The following is a 17,003-nucleotide window of genomic DNA, read 5'->3' on the forward strand; positions in this document are numbered from 1 at the left end:
CCATGACCACGGACACCACCTCGGCTCCCGCGGCCCCCGCCCCGAGCGGGCGGCAGCGACTCGTCTCGGGCATGCAGCCCTCGGGCGATTCCCTCCACCTCGGAAACTACCTCGGGGCGCTCGTCAACTGGGTCAAGCAGCAGGACCAGTACGAGTGCTTCTACTTCATTCCGGACCTCCACGCGATCACGGTCGACTACAACCCGGAGGACCTCCTCAACCGGACGAGGCTCACGGCCGCGCAGTACCTCGCGGGCGGCATCGACCTCGAGAAGTCGACGCTCTTCGTCCAGTCCCACGTCCCCGAGCATGCCCAGCTCGCGTGGGTTCTCACGAGCCTCACGGGCTTCGGCGAGGCGTCCCGCATGACGCAGTTCAAGGACAAGATGGCCCGCCACGGCCAGGACGTCGCGAGCGCGGGGCTCTTCGCGTACCCCATGCTCATGGCCGCTGACATCCTGCTCTACAAGCCGTACGGCGTGCCCGTCGGCGAGGACCAGCGCCAGCACCTCGAGCTCACTCGCACTCTCGCGCACCGCTTCAACAAGCACTACGGCGAGACGTTCCCGGTTCCGGAGGCGCTTATCCCGCCGACGTCCGCGAAGATCTACGACCTGCAGAACCCGACCGCGAAGATGTCCAAGTCCGCGGAGTCGGCTCACGGGCTCATCAACCTCCTCGACGACCCGAAGATCACGGCCAAGAAGATCAAGCAGGCCGTCACGGACACCGAGACCGTCATCCGGTTCGACCGCGAGGCGAAGCCGGGTGTCTCCAACCTCCTGACGATCATCTCCACCATCACGGGGCAGGGGGTCGACGAGCTCGTCGCCTCGTACGAGGGCAAGATGTACGGTCACCTCAAGGCCGACGTCGCGCAGATCGTCGTGGACGCCGTCGCGCCCATCAAGGCGCGCACGGAGGAGCTGCTGCGGGATCCCGCGGAGCTCGACCGGCTTCTCGCGGTGGGCGCAGCGAAGGCGCGTGAGGTCGCGGCTGAGACGCTCGCCGAGGTGTACCGGAAGGTGGGATTCCTGCCCGCCATGGCCACGGCTGCCGCGTCCGTCTGAGTCAATGACGGGTCAGGTCGGAGCGCAGGCTGGGGCGCTGGACGGACACGTGCCGCTCGTCGGCGTCATCTTGGGCTTCCCGGAGGACGTCGCGGCGGAGCTGCGCGCTTGGCGTGCCTCGTTCGGCGATCCCATGGCTCACGTCATCCCCGCCCACATCACGCTCGTGACCACTACGGAGACCGAGGACTGGGACGCGACGCTCAGCCACGTGCGTCGCGTCGCGTCCCAGCAGGAGCCGTTCCGCGTGACGGTCGCCGGCACGGGGTCGTTCCGGCCCGTGTCCGACGTCGTGTTCCTCAACGTCTCCGAGGGCTTCGACGAGTGTGTCCGGCTGCACGCCGACCTGCAGAGCGGACCGCTCGAACGCGAGCTGCCGTTCCCCTACCACCCCCACGTCACGGTGGCCCACGACGTCGAGTCGGCGCGCCTCGATGCGGCCGAGGAAGCGCTGCGCAACTACAGCACCTCTTTCACGGTGGCTAGCATGGGCCTGTACGAGCATGATGCCCACGGCCTTTGGCAACTACGGGAAGAGCTGGACTTTGGCGGAAACGCGACGAACCAGGACCACGGCGGGAAGCAGCAGGCCTGAGCAGCCGCTTCCCACCGAGCTCGTCAAGCTGCGGGCCAACGTGCTCCGGGCGCGGCAGGACTACGGCAGGGCGAAGCTCGAGGGCGAGGGTCGGTTCAAGATCGCGCTCGCGCTCGTCCAATGGCTCCTTGCGCGGCTCAACGCGTTCCGCCCCTTCCGGGCCTTCCAGCACTACACGCTCCGGCATGGCCCCCTCCTGAGCGCCGGGATCGGCTTCAACATGTTCTTCTCGATCTTGGGACTCCTCGCCACGGGTTTCTCGATCGCGGGGCTCGTTCTCGCGGGCCAGCCCGAGCTCGTGGACCGCATAGTGCACAGCGTTTCGCAGGCTGCCCCGGGGCTGCTCAAGGTCGACGGCCAGGACGGGCTCGCCGATCCGAAGGCCCTCCTCAACCGCTCGGGCCTCGGCATCACGGCCGCCGTCGCGGCGCTCGTCACGATCCTGACGTCGCTCGGCTGGATCACGAGCCTGCGCGATGGGCTCCGTGGGATCACCGACGCACCGCGGCTCAACGTCAATCCGGTCGTCCAGCGCCTCCGCGACGCCGGGACGCTCCTCCTGCTCGGCGTCGCCCTCGTGCTCACCTCCGGCGTCAGCATCCTTTTTACGGCCGCGCTCGGATGGATCGCGAGCCTCCTGCAGCTTGACCGCTCGGTGGTCGCGCCCATCGGCTGGCTCATCGGCATCCTCGTGCCGTTCCTGCTCAACTGGCTCACGGCCTACATCATGTTCCGGTTCGCCGGCCGGCTGCGGCTCACGCGGCGGGCCCTCGTCGAGGGGACGATCATCGCGGGCGTCGCCACCTCGATCCTGCAGCTCTTCAGCAGTCAACTCCTCGCACGGGCCGGCGCGAACCCGCTCCTCGCCTCGTTCGCGATCATCGTGGGGCTGCTCATCTGGTTCAATCTCGTGAGCCAGGTCTATCTCGTCGCGGCAGCGTGGTCCGCGATCCGCGAGGCTGATACCGTGCCGCCGGCGCGCCGTCGAGCGACTCCGTTTGGCGCGGCACGCCCCGGGCTGCGCGCGTCTGGTCCTCTGGCCCGGTCTCTGGCGCTGAGCCGCGCCGCGGCCTCCCGCAGGGCCGGCGCCCGGCCCCACGCGGCCGCGCCACCGCGGAGCGGCGCGTCCTCGGCGTCGGCCGCCGCCGCGCCGGCCCCGGTACCCACGATGGCCGGCGGCGGGAACTCTTCTACCTCGCCGCGGCCGGCAGGGTCGGGGTCCTCCGCAGGGTCGGTCGCGTCGTCCACCTCGCCGCAGCCCGCGGCCGGCGAGCTGCGCCGCACGCGGAGTCGCCGCCGTCGTGCGCCGTGGGCGCTCGGGCTCCTCAGGTCCCTCCGGCGGGGCACGGGCCGCGCCGGTGCGGGGGAGCGGGCGCCCGCCGCCGCGGACTAACGCGAAGGGGCGCCGCTGCAGCTGCAGCGGCGCCCCTCGGAGGCTAGGCGGTAGCCCGGCCGGTCAGAACTGGCGTGCCAGGATCGCCTGCTTGACCTCGGCGATCGCCTGCGTCACCTGGATGCCGCGCGGGCATGCCTCGGTGCAGTTGAAGGTCGTGCGGCAGCGCCACACGCCCTCCTTGTCGTTGAGGATCTCGAGACGCATGTCCCCGGCATCGTCACGCGAGTCGAAGATGAACCGGTGCGCGTTGACGATCGCCGCGGGGCCGAAGTACTGGCCGTCCGTCCAGAAGACGGGGCACGAGGACGTGCACGCGGCGCACAGGATGCACTTCGTGGTGTCGTCGAACCGCTCGCGGTCCTCGGCGGACTGGAGGCGCTCCTTGGTCGGCTCGTGGCCCTTCGCGATGAGGAACGGCATGATCTCGCGGTAGGACTGGAAGAACGGCTCCATGTCCACGATGAGGTCCTTCTCCACCGGAAGGCCCTTGATGGGCTCCACCGTGACGGGCTTGGAGGTGTCGAGGTCCTTGAGGAGCGTCTTGCACGCGAGGCGGTTGCGGCCATTGATGCGCATGGCATCCGAGCCGCACACGCCGTGCGCGCACGAGCGGCGGAACGAGAGCGAGCCGTCGTGCTCCCACTTGACCTTGTGGAGCGCGTCGAGCACACGGTCCGTGCCGTACATCGTGAGCTGGTACTCGTCCCAGTGCGACTCTTCCGAGACCTCGGGGTTGTACCGGCGGACACGGAGCGTGATGTTGAACGTCGGGATCTCGCCGCCGCCGCCCGCGCTCGCGGGCAGCTCGACCTTCGATGCGGGCTCTACAGTTGACGCGCTCATCAGTACTTACGCTCCATCGGCTCGTAGCGGGTGAAGGCGACCGGCTTCGTCCCGAAGCGGATGCCCTTGATGCCCTCGGTCTCGGCGGCGTCGTCCTTGTAGAGCATCGTGTGCTTCATCCAGTTGGCGTCGTCGCGGTCGGGGAAGTCCTCGCGGTAGTGGCCGCCGCGGGATTCCTTGCGGTGCAGCGCCGCGACGGTCATGACCTGCGCGAGGTCCAGGAGGAAGCCGAGCTCCACGGCCTCGAGGAGATCGAGGTTGAAGCGCTTGCCCTTGTCCTGGATGCTGATGTTCCGGTACCGCTCGCGCAGGGTCTCGATGTCCGAGAGGGCCTGCGCGATCGAGTCCGCGGTGCGGAACACCTGCATGTTCGCGTCCATGGTTTCCTGCAGGTCCGAGCGGATCGACGCGATGCGCTCTGTGCCCGAGGCGTTGCGGACGGAGTCGAGCAGCGCGACCGTGCCGTCCGCGGGGTTCTCGGGGAGCTCCACGAACTCGGCGGTCTTGGCGTACTCGGCGGCGTTGATGCCCGAGCGCTTGCCGAACACGTTGATGTCGAGCAGCGAGTTCGTGCCGAGGCGGTTCGAGCCGTGCACGGACACGCAGGCAACCTCTCCCGCGGCGTACAGGCCCGGGATGATCGTGTCGTTGTCCTGGAGGACCTCGCCCTTGATGTTGGTCGGAACGCCGCCCATGGCGTAGTGCGCCGTCGGGTAGACGGGGACCGGCTCAGTGTAGGGCTCGACGCCGAGGTACGTGCGCGCGAACTCAGTGATGTCCGGGAGTTTCGCGTCGATGTGCGCGGGCTCAAGGTGGGTCAGGTCGAGCAGCACATAGTCCTTGTTCGGACCGGCGCCGCGCCCCTCGCGCACCTCGTTCGCCATGGACCTGGCCACGATGTCGCGCGGGGCGAGGTCCTTGATGGTGGGTGCGTAGCGCTCCATGAAGCGCTCACCCTCCGAGTTGCGCAGGATCGCGCCCTCGCCGCGGGCCGCCTCCGAGAGGAGGATTCCGAGGCCGGCCAGGCCGGTCGGGTGGAACTGGAAGAACTCCATGTCCTCGAGCGGGATGCCGCGGCGGAACGCGATGCCCATGCCGTCGCCCGTGAGCGTGTGGGCGTTCGAGGTGGTCTTGAAGACCTTGCCGGCGCCGCCCGTCGCGAAGATGACGGCCTTGGCCTGGAACACGTGGAGCTCGCCCGACGCGAGGTCGTAGCTGACCACGCCCGCGACGCGCTTCTGCTTGTACGCCGTGCCGTCCTCGCGAACGGCGTCCTCCTCGACGATGAGGAGGTCCAGCACGTAGTACTCGTTGTAGAACTCGACGTTGTGCTTGACGCAGTTTTGGTAGAGCGTCTGGAGGATCATGTGCCCGGTGCGGTCCGCGGCGTAGCACGCGCGGCGCACCGGCGCCTTGCCGTGGTCGCGCGTGTGGCCGCCGAAGCGGCGCTGGTCGATGCGACCCTCGGGCGTGCGGTTGAACGGGAGGCCCATCTTCTCGAGGTCGAGGACCGCGTCGATGGCCTCCTTCGCCATGACCTCAGCGGCGTCCTGGTCAACGAGGTAGTCGCCGCCCTTGATCGTGTCGAAGGTGTGCCACTCCCAGTTGTCCTCCTCGACGTTCGCGAGGGCCGCGCACATTCCGCCCTGAGCAGCGCCGGTGTGCGAACGGGTGGGGTACAGCTTGGTCAGCACGGCGGTGCGCGCGCGCTGGCCGGACTCGATGGCCGCGCGCATCCCGGCGCCGCCGGCACCGACGATCACCACGTCATACTTGTGGACCTGCATACTGGATGCTTCTCTCTCTCGCGCGAGTCTGCGGCGCCGTCGATCGGCGGGCGCCGCTGGACTTCTCGGCTACGGCTTGGGGCAGAAGTCGGCGCCGGTGTGGACGCCGTTGACGATGGGGCACGGATCGAAGGTGAAGATCACGAGCGTGCCGAGGATGACGATCGCGCTCGCGGCCGCGAAGAGGACCACGAGGAGCCAGAACCGCACCCCGTCGCGCTCGGCATAGTCGTTCACGATCGTCCGCACGCCGTTCGTGCCGTGGAGCATCGCGAGCCACAGCATCGCGAGGTCCCACCACTGCCAGAACGGGCTCGCCCACTTGCCGGCCACGAAGCCGAAGTCGATCGCGTGCACCCCGTCGCCGAGCATGAGGTTGACGAAGAGGTGGCCGAAGATGAGGACCACGAGGACGACGCCCGAGAGGCGCATGAAGAGCCATGCGGCCATCTCGAAGCCGCCCTTCGCGCCTCCGCCGTGGCGGTTGTACTTGGGCGCGATGCGCCCCGTCTCAGAAGTGCTGCGGGGGAACCTGATGTCGGTGCTCATGCTCAGCCTCCGAACACGATCGAGAGTTGGCGGATGGCGAACGCGACGAACACGACGAACCACACGCCGAGGACCGTCCAGAGCATCTGCCGCTGGTACTTCGGGCCGTTCTTCCAGAAGTCGACGGCGATGATGCGCAGGCCGTTGAACGCGTGGAAGAGGATCGCGGCGACGAGCGCGGTCTCGCCGAGCCCCATGATCGGGTTCTTGTACTCGCCGATCACGGCGTTGTAGGCGTCAGGGGACACACGCACCAATGAGGTGTCCAGCACATGCACCAACAAGAAGAAGAAGATCACGACACCGGTAATCCGGTGACCGACCCAGGACCACATGCCTTCACGGCCGCGGTACAGGGTGCCAGCTGGTTTTGTCGGCACTGATAAACCTCCCTGCGAGCACCGATGCCGGCGCTCGCCGGAGAGGCGAGGGCACCGATGCAGAAGGCGCCCGTCCCTGCTGGCGGACGCGTACTCTGTCGAGCTCCAGCCTAAATCTAGGCTTCGCTCACAGCTTATTCAATTTGTTCGCAGGCCCCGGGAGGCTTCAGTGGCGATTATCACAACCGCCACGGGGGCCCCAGCGGCGCTCACACTGAGCCCGGCTCGCTCCAGTACAGTAGGGGCGATGAGCACTGATTCTGCGCCCGCTCCCGCGGTGGCGAACGACGGCGACCTTGGCCGCTTCGTCGCGGTGATCCCCGCCGGCGGGGTTGGCACGAGGCTGTGGCCCCTTTCGCGCGCCGCGGCCCCCAAGTTCCTCCACGACCTCACGGGCTCGGGCAGCACGCTCATCCGCGCGACGTATGACAGGCTCGCGCCGCTCGCCGGCGGGCGTTTCCTCGTGGTGACGGGCGAGGCGCACCGGGCGGCCGTGTGCCTCCAGATCCCCGAGCTCGACTCGGCGGACCTCGTGCTCGAGAGCGAGCCCAAGGATTCCGGTGCCGCGATCGGCCTCGCCGCCGCGATCCTGCACCGCCGCAACCCGGCGACGATCATGGGCTCGTTCGCCGCGGACCAGGTCATCAGCCCGGACTCCGTGTTCCAGGCCGCGGTCCTCGAGGCCATTCACACGGCTGCCTCGGGGGAGCGCGGCAAGATCGTGACGATTGGCATCGAGCCGACCCACCCATCGACGGGCTTCGGCTACATCCGCGGGGGCGAGACGCTCGACGTCGACGGCGCGCCGAGCGCGCGCGAGGTCGTCGAATTCGTCGAGAAGCCGAGCCTCGAGGTCGCAGAGAAGTACCTCGCCTCGGGCGAATACCTGTGGAACGCGGGCATGTTCGTGGCGCCCGTGGCCCTCATGCTCGAGCACCTCGCCGCGAACCAGCCGGAGCTCTACGCGGGCCTCGTCGAGATCGCGGCGGCCTGGGACACCCCCGAGCGGGACGCGGTGACCGCGCGCGTGTGGCCCACGCTCCCGAAGATCGCGATCGACTACGCGGTGGCCGAGCCCGCCGCGGCGGCCGGGGACGTCGCCGTCGTTCCCGGGGCGTTCCGGTGGGACGACGTCGGTGACTTTGCCGCTATCGGGCGGCTCAACAGCGCCCGCGAGGGCGACGCGGTGACCGTCATCGGCGAGGGCGCGCGCGTGTTCACGGAGGACGCGAGCGGCATCGTGGTCTCCGACACGAAGCGGGTCATCGCGCTCATCGGCATCGAAGACGTGGTGATCGTCGACACCCCGGACGCGCTTCTCGTGACCACGAAGGAGCACGCACAGAAGGTCAAGGGTGCTGTCGCGGCCCTCAAGGCGAGCGGCGACACCGACGTCCTCTAGGCTTCCCGAGGACGCCCCACAAGCGAAGCTGTAACTCGACGACCCGGTAAACGCCCGGTAAAACCCGTGGCGTTAGAGTGAACGCGTGCGCAACTACACCACGGAAGTGGACCCGACACCTCTCGTCGGCCCCCGCCTCGAGACCCTCCTGCCGGACCTCATCGCCTTCCGTCGGGACCTCCACGCGCACCCTGAGCTGAGCTTCCAGGAGTTCCGCACCACGGACAGGATTGTCGAGCACCTCGAGGCTGCTGGGCTCGCCCCGAAGCGGCTTGATGGGACCGGCGTCGTCGTCGACATCGGCGACGGCCCGATCGCGACGGCGCTCCGCGGCGACATCGACGCGCTCCCCATCATCGAGGAGTCCGGCCTGCCGTTCGCGTCCCTCAATCACGGCGTCACCCATGCATGCGGCCACGACGTCCACACGACGTGCGCGCTCGGGGCCGCGCTCCTCCTTGCCGAGCAGCACCGCGAGGAGCCGCTCGGCGCGACCGTGCGCGTCGTGTTCCAGCCCGCCGAGGAGACCATGCCGGGGGGCGCGCTCGCGTGCATCGACCAGGGAGTGCTGTCTGGGGTTCCCCGCATCATGGCCCTGCACTGCGACCCGCGGATCGAGGTCGGCCGGATCGGCACGCGCATCGGCTCGATCACCTCGGCCTCGGACACGATCAGGATCGAGCTCCAGGGCCGCGGCGGCCACACGTCGCGCCCCCACCTGACTGAGGATCTCGTCTTCGCGCTGTCACAGATCGCCATCAATGTCCCGGCCGTGCTCTCGCGCCGCGTTGACGTGCGCAGCGGCGTCTCGATGGTGTGGGGCCATATCTCGGCCGGCTCCGCCCCCAACGCGATTCCCGCGATCGGCCAGCTGTCGGGAACCATGCGCTGCCTCGATCGCGAGGCGTGGCACAGCGCCGGTGAGCTCCTCGACGAGGTCGTCGAGCAGGTAGCGGCCCCCTACGGGGTCGACGTGCGGCTCGAGCACACGCGCGGCGTCCCGCCCGTGGTCAACTCCGAGCACGAGACGGCGCTCATCGAGGCGGCCGCGCGCGCCGAGCTCGGCGAAGACGCCGTGGTGCTGACCCCACAGTCCATGGGCGGCGAGGACTTCGCGTGGTTCCTCGCAGAGGTACCGGGCTCGATGTTCCGTCTCGGGACGCACGTTCCCGGGGGCGAGGAATACGATCTGCACCGCGGCGACCTCGTGGTCGACGAGGGCGCGATCAGCTGTGGGGTCCGTGTTCTCGCGGCCGCGGCGCTCCGAAGCATCCGCGACCTGTGAGGCCGAAAAGGCGAATGAAGCGTACTCGCCGGTAACGAATAGCGAACGATGCACAGTCGGGCGTGCTCCGCACTGTCTGAAGGTGATCTTTCCCACTATCGTTCTTCTGTACCGTGCGGCCTGCGGTACCGCCCGGAACGGATCACACGCCCCGGGCGTCATTCGCGCTTCTGTGGAGGAACACGTGACCTCACTTCGTCATCGGCTGGCCCAGCGCAGCCTTGCAGGTGTTGCCGCGCTCGGTGCATCGGCTCTCGTTCTGAGCGGCTGCGGGGCAGCCCCCTCGTCCAGTGGTCCTTCCGGCAGTGCGTCGGCGACCAACTCGAACTACCTCGGCTGCATGGTCTCCGACTCGGGCGGCTTCGACGACAAGTCGTTCAACCAGTCCGGTTTCCAAGGCCTTCAGCAGGCCGTCAAGGATCTCGGCATCCAGGAGAAGCACGTCCAGTCCAAGGCTGACACTGACTACGATCCGAACCTTCGCTCGATGGTCCAGGCCGGTTGCAAGCTCACGGTCACCGTCGGCTTCCTGCTCGGCGACGCGACGAAGAACATCGCGACCGCCAACCCGAACAACCACTTCGCGATCATCGACTACTCGGACCCGACGTTCCCCAAGAACGTCAAGCCGATCGTGTATGACACGGCGCAGGCCGCGTTCCTGGCCGGCTACCTCGCCGCGGGCGTATCGAAGACGGGCAAGGTCGCGACTTTCGGCGGCCTCAACATCCCGACCGTCACGATCTTCATGGACGGCTTCGCGGACGGAGTGAAGTACTACAACCAGAAAAAGGGCAAGAACGTCCAGGTCCTCGGCTGGGACAAGGACAAGCAGGACGGCGTGTTCGTCGGCGACTTCAAGTCGATCGACAAGGGCAAGGTGCTCACGCAGGGCTTCCTCCAGCAGGGCGCCGACATCGTCCTCCCGGTCGCCGGCCCGGTCGGCGCGGGCGCTGGCTCCGCGATCCTCGACGCGAAGAAGTCGGGCACGGACCCGAAGCTGATCTGGGTCGACTCCGACGGCTACCTCACGGCGCCGGACTACAAGTCCGTGCTGCTTTCGTCGGTCCAGAAGACCATGGCCACCGCGGTTGAGGCCGTCATCAAGGACGACACGAACGGCAAGTTCGACGCGACTCCGTATGTCGGCACACTCGCGAACGGCGGCGTCGCGCTCGCCCCGTACCACGACCTTGATTCCTCGGTCTCGGCCGACCTCAAGAGCGAGGTCGACCAGCTCAAGAAGGACATCGTCTCGGGCACGGTCAAGGTCAGCTCCAAGTCGAGCCCTGTGTCGCAGTAGCCCCCGTCCATTCGCTAGCCTGCTTTCGGGCAATGCTTTCGCGCCGTCCGCCCGCCCGGGCGGACGGCGCAGGCCTTGCGCCCAGCCCGGACCAGCCCAGCTACAGGGATCGGATCCCCACAGTGAAACTCGAACTGCGCGGCATCACGAAGCGTTTCGGATCGCTCGTCGCCAACGATCACATCGACCTTGTGGTCGAAGACTCCCAAGTGCACTGCCTCCTCGGGGAGAACGGCGCCGGGAAGTCGACCCTCATGAACGTCCTCTACGGCCTCTATGAGCCGAGCGCGGGGGAGATCCTCGTCGACGACAAACCGGTCGCGTTCCGCGGCCCATCGGACGCGATGGCGGCCGGGATCGGCATGGTGCACCAGCACTTCATGCTCGTCCCCGTCTTCACCGTCGCCGAGAACGTGGCCCTCGGTGCCGAGTCGACGAAGGCCGCGGGCTTCCTCGACCTTGACACGACCCGCGCCCGGATCCGCCAGATCTCGAAGCGCTACGGCTTCGACGTCGATCCGGATGCCCTCGTCGAGGACCTCCCGGTGGGCGTGCAGCAGCGCGTGGAGATCATCAAGGCCCTCGTCCGCAACGCGAAGGTCCTCATCCTCGACGAGCCCACCGCCGTCCTCACCCCGCAGGAGACGGACGAGCTCCTCGAGATCATCGCCGAGCTCAAGGCCTCCGGCACCTCGATCATCTTCATCTCCCACAAGCTCCGCGAGGTCAAGGCCGTTGCGGACGTCATCACGGTGATTCGTCGAGGCAAGGTCGTGGGCGACGCCCCGCCGTCGGCCGCTCCCGCCGAGCTCGCCTCGATGATGGTGGGCCGGCCCGTGAGCCTGACCCTCAACAAGGCCGCCGCCCAGCCGAAGGCGACGACGTTCGCCGTGCGCGAGCTCACCGTGGCCGCGCCGAACGGCCAGAAGGTCGTGGACGGTGTGAGCTTCGACATCGCCCAGGGTGAGATCCTCGCCGTCGCGGGCGTGCAGGGCAACGGCCAGACGGAGCTCACCGAGGCGATCCTCGGCCTCCATCGGCACGCGAGCGGCTCGGTGACGCTCGACGGCAAGGAATTGCTCGGCCGTCCCGTCAAGGAGGTGCTTGGCGCGGGCGTGGGCTTCGTGCCCGAGGATCGCTCGCATGACGGACTCGTTGGCGCGTTCACCGTGGCGGAGAACCTCGTGCTCGATCTCTACGACCGCGCGCCGTTCGCGCGCGGCCTCGGTATGCGCCCCGCGCGCGTCGCAGCCCAGGCGGCCGAGAAGATCGAGGAGTTCGACATCCGTACTCCCTCGGCCGAGGCTCCGGCGTCGACGCTCTCGGGCGGCAATCAGCAGAAGGTCGTCATGGCCCGCGAGCTCTCGCGGCCGCTGCGCCTGTTCATCGCGTCCCAACCCACGCGCGGCGTCGACGTGGGGTCCATCGAGTTCCTGCACCGACGGATCATCGCCGAGCGCGACCACGGGACGCCGGTCATGATCGTCTCGACCGAGCTCGACGAGATCATGGAGCTCGCGGACCGGATCGCGGTCCTGTACCGCGGGCGCCTCATGGGGATCGTGCCCGGCGGCACCCCGCGCGACACGCTGGGCCTCATGATGGCGGGCATGACCGCGGAGGAGGCAGCGGCCCACGCGGGCGCGGCGGGCGAAGGCGCGGACGACGGCGGGGCTCGCCGCGCGTCGAGCAGCTTCGGCGCCGCGGTGGAAACCCAGGACGGCAGCACAGGAGAGAACCATGGCTGAGGCCCAGCAGGTCCCCGAGTCGGCCCACGCGCCGCTCGCGACGGGCCCGTCCCTGCCCACGCCGGAGGGCAGGGGCCAGACCCTCCTCCGCCGGATCGCGACGGGCACGCCGATGGTCTCGCTCCTCTCGGCCGTCCTCGCGATCGTGATCGGCGGGGTCCTCATGGCGGTCACGAACCCGAAGGTGGCGACCGCGGCGGGCTACTTCTTCGCGCGCCCGTTCGACACCATCGCGGAGATCTTCCGGCCCTACGCCGCGCTCGTCCAGGGCTCGATCTACAACTGGCAGGGCGCGGACCTCGCGGCCCAGCTCTACCCGCTCGCGGAGACGCTCACGGTCTCGACGCCGCTCATCTTCGCGGGCCTCGGAGTGGCCCTCGCGTTCCGGGCCGGGCTGTTCAACATCGGCGCCCAGGGCCAGCTCATCTTCGGTGCGCTGTTCGGCGCGTACGTGGGCTTCACGTGGCACCTGCCGATCGGGCTCCACCTCCTCGTGGTGATCCTCGCGGGGATCGTCGGCGGCGGGATCTGGGGCGGGATCGTGGGCCTTCTCAAGGCCCGCACGGGCGCGCACGAGGTCATCGTGACGATCATGTTCAACTACGTCGCGAGCTTCCTGCTCCTCTTCCTCCTCACGACGCCCGCGTTCCAGCGCAAGGGGTCGACCAATCCCATCTCGCCGTTCCTCGACCAGAGCGCGCTGTTCCCCGAGCTCCTCGGCCCGCAGTTCCGCCTCCACGCGGGCTTCATCCTCGCGATCCTCGTGACGTGGGGCGTGTGGTGGATTCTCAACCGCTCGACGGTCGGCTTCGAGTTCCGGGCGGTCGGCGCGAACCCGAACGCTGCCCGCACGGCCGGGGTCAACGTGGGCCGCGCAACCGTCCTCGTCATGGCGCTCGCCGGCGCCCTCGCGGGTCTCGCCGGAATCGCCCAGGTCTCCGGCACGGAGAAGTACCTGTCCGCGGGCGTCGCGGCGTCGATCGGCTTCGACGCGATCACGGTGGCCCTGCTCGGGCGCTCGACGCCGTGGGGCACGTTCTTCGCGGGCCTCCTGTTTGGCGCGTTCCGCGCGGGCGGCGTCGCGATGCAGGCCGTCACGCAGACGCCGATCGACATCGTCCTCGTCATCCAGTCGCTCATCGTCCTGTTCATCGCGGCGCCGCCGCTTGTCAGGGCGATCTTCGGCCTCAATCCCCGCAAGCCCAAGAGCAAGGCCGGGAAGCGTTCGGTCCAGAGCGGAGCAGCAGCATGAGCACGGCAACCACAGCCCCCGCCCAGCCCGAGGAGGCTCAGGCCGTGGCCCCGATCGTGGGCTGGAAGGCCCCGATCGGCCTCGGCGTGCTCGCCGTCCTCGGCACGATCATGTTCGGCTTCTTCTCCGGCACGAAGAGCGCCGCGTTCGGCCTCGTCGACACGGGCCGCGAGGCCTCGGGGCTCGCGGCCTGGCTCGCGTTCGCGGTGGCCCTCGTCGCCGCGGCGTGGCTCGGCTACACGTGGTTCCGCGAGGCGCGCCGCGGCGGCACGGCCGCGCGCTGGGTCCCGCCCGCGCTCGTGGCCGCGGTCGTCGTCTTCCTGCTCTCGATCCTCGGCGTTGCCGGGGTCACGGTCATCACGCTCAGCGCGCCGGTCATCGGCTGGATCGCGAGCGTCGCGATGCTCGCCGTCGCGGGCTGGTCGGTGTGGCTCGCGCCGCGCGGCCGCAAGCTTCCGCGCTGGGCCGTGGCCGTGTTCGCGGTCGCGTTCCTCGTGGGCTTCTTGGTCTGGATCGTGGCCGGAGGTCGCGACGCGACGCCGTACATTTCGCTCGCGGGCCTCCTCGCAGGCGCGGTGACTCTCGCGGTCCCGCTCGTATTCGGCTCGCTCTCGGGCGTCTTGTGCGAGCGCTCCGGGATCGTCAACATCGCGATCGAGGGCCAGCTGCTCATGGGCGCGTTCAGCGCCGCCGTCGGCGCGACGGTCACGGGCAGCGTCTACGCGGGGCTCATCGCCGCCGCGGTCGCGGGCGCGCTCGTCTCGCTCGTGCTCGCCGTGGTGAGCATCAAGTACCTCGTGAACCAGATCATCGTCGGCGTCGTGCTCAACGTCCTCGTGGTGGGCCTGACCAACTTCCTGTTCTCGACCCTGCTCACGGCCAACCCGGACGGCCTCAACAAGCCGCCTCACCTGGGCAGTCTCGAGATTCCGGTGCTCGCGGACGTCCCCCTCATCGGGCCCATCCTGTTCCGCCAGTCGCTCGTGGGCTACCTCATGTACGTCGCCGTGATCGTCGTGTACGTGGGTCTCTTCCACACCCGCTGGGGCCTGCGCGTGCGGGCGGTCGGCGAGCATCCCCAGGCTGCGGACACTCTCGGCGTCAACGTCAACCGCACGCGCTTCTGGAACACTCTCCTCGGTGGCGCGGTCGCGGGCATCGGTGGCTCGTTCTTCACGCTCGTCGCGGTGGACGCGTTCAGCAAGGAGATGTCCGCGGGCCGTGGCTACATCGCGCTCGCGGCGCTCATCTTCGGCCGCTGGAACCCCATCGGCGCGTTCCTCGCCTCGCTCCTGTTCGGCTTCGCGGACAACCTCCAGAGCGTCATCACGATCATCGGCTCGCCGGTCCCCAGCCAGTTCATGGCCATGCTCCCGTACGTCGTGACGGTCTTCGCCGTCGCCGGGCTCGTGGGGCGGTCGCGGCCGCCGGCCATGGAGGGCATCCCGTATGTCAAGGGCTGACGCGGCGACTCTCGGCACTGACCGCGTCGACTGGGACGAGCTCGCCGCGCTCGCCCAGGGCGCCATGCGGCGCGCGTACGCGCCGTATTCGCGCTTTCCCGTGGGTGCCGCGGCGCTCCTCGACGATGGACGCACCGTGGTGGGGTGCAACGTCGAGAACGCGTCCTACGGGCTCACGCTGTGCGCCGAGTGCACGCTCGTGGGCCAGATTCAGCTCGGCGGGGGCGGGCGGATCCGCGCGTTCGCGTGCGTCGACGGAAACGGCAGCGCGCTCATGCCCTGCGGGCGCTGCCGGCAGCTCCTGTACGAATTCCGCGCGCCGGGCATGGAGCTCATGACGACGCGCGGCGTCCGCACCATCGATGAGGTGCTTCCGGATGCCTTCGGCCCGGACACCCTCGAGGAGCGGGGCCCAGACGCTGCGCCGAAGCCAGCCGTCCTGGGAGAGCCAGACGCCCCACGAAAGGAAGTACCGTGAGCCAGACGCCCCCTGCCGCCGAGCCCTTCGACGCCGTCGACGTCATCCGCACGAAGCGCGACCGCCGCGATCTCAGCGACGACCAGATCGACTGGGTCCTCGACGCGTACACGCGCGGGATCGTCGCGGACGAACAAATGTCTTCCCTCGCCATGGCCATCCTGCTCAACGGCATGACCCACCGCGAGATCGCGCGGTGGACGGCGGCGATGATCGCCTCGGGCGAGCGGCTCGACTTCTCGGGACTCCGCGGCCCGGACGGCCGCACGCGTCCCACGGCGGACAAGCACTCGACCGGCGGCGTGGGGGACAAGATCACGCTTCCGCTCGCGCCGCTCGTGGCCGTCTTCGGCGTCGCGGTCCCGCAGCTCTCGGGCCGCGGGCTCGGGCACACGGGCGGCACGCTCGACAAGCTCGAGTCGATCCCCGGCTGGCGCGCCGCGCTCACGAACGAGCAGATGATGGGGCAGCTGAGCGAGGTTGGCGCCGTCGTGTGCGCCGCGGGCAGCGGCCTCGCGCCCGCGGACAAGAAGCTCTACGCCCTGCGCGACGTGACCGGGACGGTCGAGGCGATCCCGCTGATCGCGTCCTCGATCATGAGCAAGAAGATCGCCGAGGGAACGGGCGCGCTCGTGCTCGACGTCAAGGTCGGCTCCGGCGCGTTCATGAAGGACGAGGCGACGGCCCGCGAGCTCGCCGAGACGATGGTCGCGCTCGGCAAGGACGCGGGGGTGAACACCGTGGCGCTCCTGACGAACATGGCGACGCCGCTTGGCCTCACCGCGGGCAACGCGATTGAGGTCGAGGAGTCCGTCGAGGTGCTCGCGGGCGGCGGCCCCGAGGACGTCGTGGAGCTCACGGTGCGGCTCGCCGAGGAGATGCTTGCGTGCGCCGGCGTGCACGACGCCGATCCCGCCCAGGCGCTCCGGGACGGCCGCGCGATGGACGTCTGGCGGCGCATGATCGCCGCCCAGGGCGGGGACCCCGATGCGGCCTTGCCGGTCGCGAAGGAGTCGGAGACTGTCTATGCGCCCGCGGACGGCGTCCTCGTCGAGCTCGACGCCCTCAAGGTCGGCACGGCCGCATGGCGTCTCGGCGCGGGCCGCGCCCGCAAGGAGGACCCGGTGCAGGCGGGCGCGGGCGTGCGGCTCCACGCCAAGCCGGGCGCGTCCGTCCGCGCCGGCGAGCCGCTCATGACGCTCCTGACTGACACCCCTGAGCGTTTCGACCGGGCCAAGGAGGCCCTCGAGGGGGCCGCCCTCGTGGCGCCCGCGGGCTCGCGGCCAGCGCAGCGGCTCGTGATCGACCGCATCGCGTAGCGCTGCGCGGGCCCGGCACTGAGCCGGTTCGTGCCGCAATCCTGACTTGGTCCGCCCTGAGTACTCGGTTTCCACTTAGTCCTCGGGGCGGACTCTGTGTGCGGCGTGTTGCGCCCTCGGGTGGATGGCGGCA

General features: G+C 69.2%; 15 protein-coding genes. 11 read left to right on the forward strand and 4 right to left on the reverse strand.

Annotation, left to right across the window (positions count from 1 at the left end; genetic code table 11):
* Positions 1-2 precede the first annotated feature (2 nt).
* The 3 genes from trpS to ACOKR1_RS06655 are packed head-to-tail and all read left to right on the forward strand — an operon-like array spanning position 3 to position 3,058.
* Positions 3-1,070 carry a tryptophan--tRNA ligase gene (gene trpS / locus ACOKR1_RS06645; protein ID WP_422935911.1) on the forward strand — a complete coding sequence of 356 codons (1,068 nt, stop codon included), beginning with the start codon at positions 3-5 and terminating at the stop codon, positions 1,068-1,070.
* Between the two features lie 4 nt (positions 1,071-1,074).
* Entirely contained in the window at positions 1,075-1,665 is a 591-nt protein-coding gene (locus tag ACOKR1_RS06650; RefSeq protein ID WP_422935912.1) for a 2'-5' RNA ligase family protein, read from the forward strand.
* Positions 1,616-3,058, forward strand: a complete 1,443-nt coding sequence (locus tag ACOKR1_RS06655; RefSeq protein WP_422935913.1) for a YihY/virulence factor BrkB family protein — start codon at positions 1,616-1,618, stop codon at positions 3,056-3,058. The genes ACOKR1_RS06650 and ACOKR1_RS06655 overlap by 50 nt, the downstream gene beginning before the upstream one ends.
* 63 nt (positions 3,059-3,121) lie before the next feature.
* On the opposite strand, the gene ACOKR1_RS06660 is transcribed toward ACOKR1_RS06655, so the two are convergent.
* The 4 genes from ACOKR1_RS06660 to sdhC form a co-directional block, all read right to left on the reverse strand.
* Positions 3,122-3,904, reverse strand: coding sequence for a succinate dehydrogenase iron-sulfur subunit (locus ACOKR1_RS06660; RefSeq protein ID WP_422935914.1), 783 nt, complete (start codon positions 3,902-3,904; stop codon positions 3,122-3,124).
* Positions 3,904-5,691, reverse strand: coding sequence for a succinate dehydrogenase flavoprotein subunit (gene sdhA, locus ACOKR1_RS06665; protein WP_422935915.1), 1,788 nt, complete (start codon positions 5,689-5,691; stop codon positions 3,904-3,906). Before sdhA ends, ACOKR1_RS06660 begins: the two co-directional genes overlap by 1 nt.
* A 69-nt stretch (positions 5,692-5,760) precedes the next feature.
* Complete coding sequence (locus ACOKR1_RS06670; RefSeq protein WP_422935916.1) at positions 5,761-6,240, reverse strand: succinate dehydrogenase hydrophobic membrane anchor subunit; 480 nt, start codon at positions 6,238-6,240, stop codon at positions 5,761-5,763.
* Between the two features lie 2 nt (positions 6,241-6,242).
* Complete coding sequence (sdhC, locus tag ACOKR1_RS06675) at positions 6,243-6,620, reverse strand: succinate dehydrogenase, cytochrome b556 subunit (protein ID WP_136609404.1); 378 nt, start codon at positions 6,618-6,620, stop codon at positions 6,243-6,245.
* Positions 6,621-6,867: 247 nt separating this feature from the next.
* Here sdhC and ACOKR1_RS06680 point away from each other — a divergent pair, with 247 nt between their 5' ends.
* From ACOKR1_RS06680 to ACOKR1_RS06715, 8 genes are all read left to right on the forward strand, one after another.
* Positions 6,868-8,022, forward strand: coding sequence for a mannose-1-phosphate guanylyltransferase (locus tag ACOKR1_RS06680; RefSeq protein ID WP_422935917.1), 1,155 nt, complete (start codon positions 6,868-6,870; stop codon positions 8,020-8,022).
* Positions 8,023-8,107: 85 nt separating this feature from the next.
* Positions 8,108-9,307: an amidohydrolase gene (locus tag ACOKR1_RS06685; RefSeq protein WP_422935918.1), complete on the forward strand. Its 1,200-nt coding sequence runs from the start codon at positions 8,108-8,110 to the stop codon at positions 9,305-9,307.
* Between the two features lie 184 nt (positions 9,308-9,491).
* Complete coding sequence (locus ACOKR1_RS06690; RefSeq protein WP_422935919.1) at positions 9,492-10,610, forward strand: BMP family lipoprotein; 1,119 nt, start codon at positions 9,492-9,494, stop codon at positions 10,608-10,610.
* Positions 10,611-10,732: 122 nt separating this feature from the next.
* A complete protein-coding gene (locus ACOKR1_RS06695; RefSeq protein ID WP_422935920.1) occupies positions 10,733-12,358 on the forward strand; it encodes an ABC transporter ATP-binding protein in 1,626 nt (541 codons plus the stop codon).
* Positions 12,351-13,610 (forward strand): ABC transporter permease, encoded by a 1,260-nt coding sequence (locus ACOKR1_RS06700; protein ID WP_422935921.1) that lies wholly within the window; start codon positions 12,351-12,353, stop codon positions 13,608-13,610. The genes ACOKR1_RS06695 and ACOKR1_RS06700 overlap by 8 nt, the downstream gene beginning before the upstream one ends.
* The gene (locus ACOKR1_RS06705; protein WP_422935922.1) at positions 13,607-15,073 is read left to right on the forward strand and encodes an ABC transporter permease; all 1,467 of its coding nucleotides are present in this window, start codon (positions 13,607-13,609) and stop codon (positions 15,071-15,073) included. The genes ACOKR1_RS06700 and ACOKR1_RS06705 overlap by 4 nt, the downstream gene beginning before the upstream one ends.
* Positions 15,060-15,551: a cytidine deaminase gene (locus ACOKR1_RS06710; RefSeq protein ID WP_422935923.1), complete on the forward strand. Its 492-nt coding sequence runs from the start codon at positions 15,060-15,062 to the stop codon at positions 15,549-15,551. The genes ACOKR1_RS06705 and ACOKR1_RS06710 overlap by 14 nt, the downstream gene beginning before the upstream one ends.
* Entirely contained in the window at positions 15,548-16,870 is a 1,323-nt protein-coding gene (locus ACOKR1_RS06715; RefSeq protein ID WP_422935924.1) for a thymidine phosphorylase, read from the forward strand. Before ACOKR1_RS06710 ends, ACOKR1_RS06715 begins: the two co-directional genes overlap by 4 nt.
* Positions 16,871-17,003: the final 133 nt, after the last annotated feature.

This window comes from Sinomonas sp. P47F7, assembly GCF_049332655.1.
Taxonomy (GTDB): Bacteria; Actinomycetota; Actinomycetes; order Actinomycetales; family Micrococcaceae; genus Sinomonas.

Excerpts from the sequence above, each read along its gene's own strand:
- trpS (WP_422935911.1), top strand. The coding sequence starts at position 3 with ATGACCACGGACACCACCTCGGCTCCCGCGGCCCCCGCCCCGAGCGGG.
- ACOKR1_RS06650 (WP_422935912.1), top strand. The coding sequence starts at position 1,075 with ATGACGGGTCAGGTCGGAGCGCAGGCTGGGGCGCTGGACGGACACGTG.
- ACOKR1_RS06660 (WP_422935914.1), bottom strand. The coding sequence starts at position 3,904 with ATGAGCGCGTCAACTGTAGAGCCCGCATCGAAGGTCGAGCTGCCCGCG.
- sdhA (WP_422935915.1), bottom strand. The coding sequence starts at position 5,691 with ATGCAGGTCCACAAGTATGACGTGGTGATCGTCGGTGCCGGCGGCGCC.
- ACOKR1_RS06670 (WP_422935916.1), bottom strand. The coding sequence starts at position 6,240 with ATGAGCACCGACATCAGGTTCCCCCGCAGCACTTCTGAGACGGGGCGC.
- ACOKR1_RS06680 (WP_422935917.1), top strand. The coding sequence starts at position 6,868 with ATGAGCACTGATTCTGCGCCCGCTCCCGCGGTGGCGAACGACGGCGAC.
- ACOKR1_RS06700 (WP_422935921.1), top strand. The coding sequence starts at position 12,351 with ATGGCTGAGGCCCAGCAGGTCCCCGAGTCGGCCCACGCGCCGCTCGCG.
- ACOKR1_RS06705 (WP_422935922.1), top strand. The coding sequence starts at position 13,607 with ATGAGCACGGCAACCACAGCCCCCGCCCAGCCCGAGGAGGCTCAGGCC.
- ACOKR1_RS06710 (WP_422935923.1), top strand. The coding sequence starts at position 15,060 with ATGTCAAGGGCTGACGCGGCGACTCTCGGCACTGACCGCGTCGACTGG.